4 protein-coding genes are annotated in these 4,357 nt (G+C 65.1%); 1 reads left to right on the forward strand and 3 read right to left on the reverse strand.

From position 1 onward, the window contains the following. Together ACESNG_RS10785 and ACESNG_RS10790 are read right to left on the reverse strand one after the other, a co-directional pair. Positions 1 to 233 (reverse strand): (2Fe-2S)-binding protein (locus tag ACESNG_RS10785; RefSeq protein ID WP_373068938.1); only part of this gene is annotated, 233 nt, incomplete at its 3' end. Next, complete coding sequence (locus ACESNG_RS10790; protein ID WP_373058865.1) at positions 230 to 2,536, reverse strand: molybdopterin cofactor-binding domain-containing protein; 2,307 nt, start codon at positions 2,534 to 2,536, stop codon at positions 230 to 232. The genes ACESNG_RS10785 and ACESNG_RS10790, both read right to left, overlap by 4 nt. A gap of 97 nt (positions 2,537 to 2,633) precedes the next feature. Between ACESNG_RS10790 and ACESNG_RS10795 the strand changes: the two genes are divergently transcribed. After that, positions 2,634 to 3,014, forward strand: coding sequence for a hypothetical protein (locus tag ACESNG_RS10795; RefSeq protein WP_373058863.1), 381 nt, complete (start codon positions 2,634 to 2,636; stop codon positions 3,012 to 3,014). Positions 3,015 to 3,031: 17 nt separating this feature from the next. On the opposite strand, the gene ACESNG_RS10800 is transcribed toward ACESNG_RS10795, so the two are convergent. After that, positions 3,032 to 4,357, reverse strand: a 1,326-nt coding sequence (locus ACESNG_RS10800; protein WP_373068940.1) for a YdiU family protein, incomplete at its 5' end; no start/stop codon positions are given.

A 4,357-nucleotide genomic window follows, 5' to 3' on the forward strand; every position in this document is an offset into this window, starting at 1 on the left:
CCCTCGATCGTGGTGATCGCCTTGCCGGTCGTGGCCGACACTGGCGTCACACACGAGCGCACCGGCACGCCGTCGAGATGCACCGTGCATACGCCGCACGCGGCAATACCGCAGCCGAACTTCGTACCCGGCAATCCGAGCTTCTGGCGCAGCACCCAGAGCAACGGTGTGTCGGCGCTGACCGTGACCCTGGCTGGTGCTCCGTTCACGAGCAGCACAATTGGAGCGGTCATGATACGTCCTCGTTGGGCATGCGCAGCGGCAGCGAGCGCAAGCGCGTGCCGGTCAGGGTGAACAGCGCGTTCGCCACGGCCGGCGCAATCGGCGGCAATCCCGGCTCGCCAATTCCCGACGGTACTTCGAGACTCGGCACGATATGCACTTCGATGGCCGGGCACTCGTCGATGCGCAGCAGTCGGTAGTCGTGGAAGTTCGACTGGCGAGGCGTGCCACCCTCCACTATGAGTTCGCCGTTGAGGGCGGTGGAGAGTCCGTCGATGATGCCACTCTCGATCTGCTGCGCAATGATGTTCGGATTCACCGGCAGTCCGCAGTCCACCGCGGCCACCACGCGATGCACCCGAATACGTCCATCGGCGGCGACCGATACCTCGGCCACCTCGGCGACGATCGTACCGAAGCCCGCATGCAGTGCGATGCCGCGCGCGCGCGGGCGACCGTCGACGGCGTTATCCATCGGTTCTCCCCATCCACTCCTGGCGGTGGCGAGCTGTAGCACGCGTAGTGCGCGCGGATGTGTCTGCAACAGCGCCGCGCGATACGCTGCGGGATCCTGTTTCGCCGCGGCCGCGAGTTCGTCGATGAAACTCTCCACGAAAAACGCCTGATGGGAATGCCCGACACTACGCCACGAGCCCACGGGAATCGCGCTCGCGGTCTCACTGTGTGACGCGTGCAGGGCGGGGAAGGCGTAGGGTTGATCCCACGTCCCCTCGGATGACGTGCGATCGGGCCCCGCCTGTGTAAGCACAAATCCTACGCGTTTACTGTACGCTTTGAACGGCGCCTGGCCGGCCGAGTGCGCCACGAAGGCGGTCACACGTCCGTCCACGTCGAGAGCTGCACGCAATCGCGACACCGTAGCGGGACGATAGAAATCGTGTCGCATATCGTCTTCGCGAGACCAGATCATTTGCACTGGCACATCGGGTACGGCCTTCGCGATCGCCGCTGCTTGCGCGATGTAGTCGACATCGAGCCGTCGACCGAAGCCGCCGCCGAGGATATGCTGATGCACCGTAACCTGTTCGTCGTTCAAACCGAGCACGTGCGCCGCGGCGACACGCGCGTAGCCCGGCACCTGCGTTCCGGTCCACAGTTCGGCATGATCGTTCGACGCCCGCACGGTGGCGTTCATCGGTTCCATCGTGGCGTGCGCCAGGAACGGCGCTTCGTACGTCACATCGAGCGTACGGGCGGATGCGGCCAGCACCTCTTTCGCGCCACCGAAAAAGCGGATCGGCATGCCCTCGTCGTTGCGAACGGTGTTGCGAATGTCCTGCATCACGGTGGCTGTCGACACCGACTTCGCGTCTGCGTCGGTGCTACCGGTTGCTACGAACGCCGCCAACGCGCTGGCCGTCTTGCGCGCCTGCCACCACGACTCAGCTATGACCGCCAGCGCCGGCGGGTCGCCGTACTTGCTACCAGGAAGCGAGACGACAGTGCGTACTCCGGGCATGGTGCGACACTGCTGCATCTGCGCAGCTGACACCGCCGGCGCCGCCGCCGCGCCGAACGGGCTCATGACAACCGCTGCGTAGAGCATGTCGGGCAGCGAGACGTCGATACTGTACGTCGCGGTCCCGTTCGACTTTGCAGCGGAATCGAGACGCGGCACTGGCGTGCCGAGCAACGTGAAGTCCGCCGCGGCCTTGAGCGTGATCGTGGCGGGGCGATGCTGCACGGCGAGTGACGCGACTTCGCCGAAGCGTAGCCGACGACCGTCACTACAGACGACGACGCCCTGTTCCGCGCGACAGGCCACTGCCGCCACGCCCCACGTGGCGGCCGCCGCCGCGATGAGTGATGTGCGCGCCGACGCACCTGCTTCGCGCATGGGTATCCAGCAGTCGCGCATACTCGACGATCCGCCGGTCATCATCACGCCGAGCTCGCGCGCGGTCTTGGCCATGATCCAACGAATACCGCGAACCAATGTGCCGTTTGCTTCGGGTGCGAACGGGAGACCTTCCACCAGCGCCGAGACATTGCCGTAGATCTTGTCGATCGGACTATGCTCCACGCGCACCTTGGCCCAGTCGCACCCAAGCTCCTCAGCCATGAGCATGGCCAACGCGGTGTGCGTACCCTGGCCCATCTCGGCCTTGGGCACCACCACGGTGATCGTGTCATCGGGGGCGACAGTGAGCCAACCATTGAGCGCGACGGCGTTGCCGGTGGTATCGGGGAGCATACGCCCGACCAGCCGCTGGCGCGGTGGCAGCAGCGCCCAACCCAGGAACAGCGCTCCGCCCGTGCCTAGCCCAGCCAGCAGAAAGGTGCGGCGTTTCATGTTCTCATCGGCTTCTCGTCATATTGTACGGAAGATGCTGCACGAAGCCCCCGCCGACCACTCCCCGCCTTCCTACGTCCGATCGTTCATGTCACACGTGTCTCGCACTCTCTTGGCTCTGACCACGATCGGCTGCCTGGCCTGCGGCGAGAAGCCCGCGAAGTTGGCCCAGGCGCAGACGCTCGGACCGGAGGACATGCAGCTCGTGTCGTCCGACAAGAGCTTCGCGCTGGAGCTGATCGGCGACACCGTGCATGTGTACATGCCGGGCAGCCGTGTCAGCGTGCCCTCCACGTACATCGAGAACATGAAGTACGCCGACGGCCGACTCCGTTTCGACATCCGTGGACTCGGCGTGCGGATCTTCGAAGTGGGTGATGGCACCGAGCAGGGCGCCGCCATCAGCCAGCAGGAAGCGCTGCTGTTCATGTCCGGCGTGATGCGCAATCAGGCCAAGCAGGAAAACGCGGGGAGGTAGGCGGTAAATAGCTGCCGTTACGAGCTACAGCTCAGCATCGAACAGCCGGCTTTCACCCGCGCCCACTCCGGACGACGCGCGGCAAAGTGCGCGTACTCCGGCTGCTCGTCGTACGGACGGCGCATGACCTCGAGCAACGTGTGTACGAGTGAGGCGTCGCCGTCGGTGGCGGCGTCGATTGCCTGCTGCGCGAGATAGTTGCGCAGCACGTAGCGCGGATTCACGGCATGCATCGCGGTGCGCCGTTCGCCGGTGCTCTGGCCGTGCCGCTGCACCAGTTCGTGCCAGCGACGTAACCACGCGTCGAGTGCGTCAGCCTTGGCCTCGCGTTTCGCATCGTCGTAGAACACATCGCCCAGCACGCTGATCGGATTCTCCGCGGGCAGTGTGTCGCCGATGTCTCCCAGTGCGCGGAAGAACAGCGTGTAGTCCACCTCGGCCTCGTACAACAATGCAAAGCCTTCGCGCACCAGCAGCTGCTCAGCTTCGCCACGTGCCACGAAGCCGAACTTCGCGGCGTTCATCGCTGCGTACTCGGCCAGGTACACATCGCCGAACCGTTCGATGCCGCTCTGGAGTACGGCGGCGGAATCGAACAGCGGCGCGATGGCCTCGGCGAGGCGCACGAGATTCCACTGCGCGATCGCCGGTTGCTGTCCGAACCGATAGCGGCGATTGGCGGCGTCGGTGGTGTTCGGAGTCCACGTGGGATCGAAGTTGTCCAGCCAGCCGTACGGACCGTAGTCGATGGTGAGTCCCAGGATCGACATGTTGTCGGTGTTCATCACGCCGTGCACGAAGCCCACACGCATCCAGTGCACGATCATGTGCGCCGTGCGTTCGCAGACGGTGGAAAACCATGCCACGCGACGTGCGGTGGTATCAGCAATACCGGCCAGCTGCGGGAAGTCGCGCGCGATCGTGAAGTCGACGAGCTGCGCGAGCAGCGCGAGGTCGTCACGCGCGGCGAGAATTTCGAAGTTGCCGAAGCGAATGAACGACGGGGCCACGCGACAGACGATGGCGCCCGGCTCCGGTGCGGCGTTGCCGTTGTAGAACATGTCGCGCACCACGCTGTCACCGGTGGTCACGAGTGACAGGGCCCGGGTGGTGGGGACACCCAGATGGTACATCGCTTCGCTGCAGAGAAATTCGCGAATCGAGGAGCGCAGCACGGCGCGTCCATCGGCGGTGCGCGAGTACGGTGTGGGACCGGCGCCCTTGAGCTGCAGCTCCCACCGCTCGCCGGCGGCGTTCACGACTTCTCCGAGCGACATGGCCCGCCCGTCGCCCAACTGACCGGCCCAATTGCCGAATTGATGCCCGCCATAGCAGGCGGCGTA

Source organism: Gemmatimonas sp. (assembly GCF_041689975.1).
Classification (GTDB): domain Bacteria; phylum Gemmatimonadota; class Gemmatimonadetes; order Gemmatimonadales; family Gemmatimonadaceae; genus Gemmatimonas.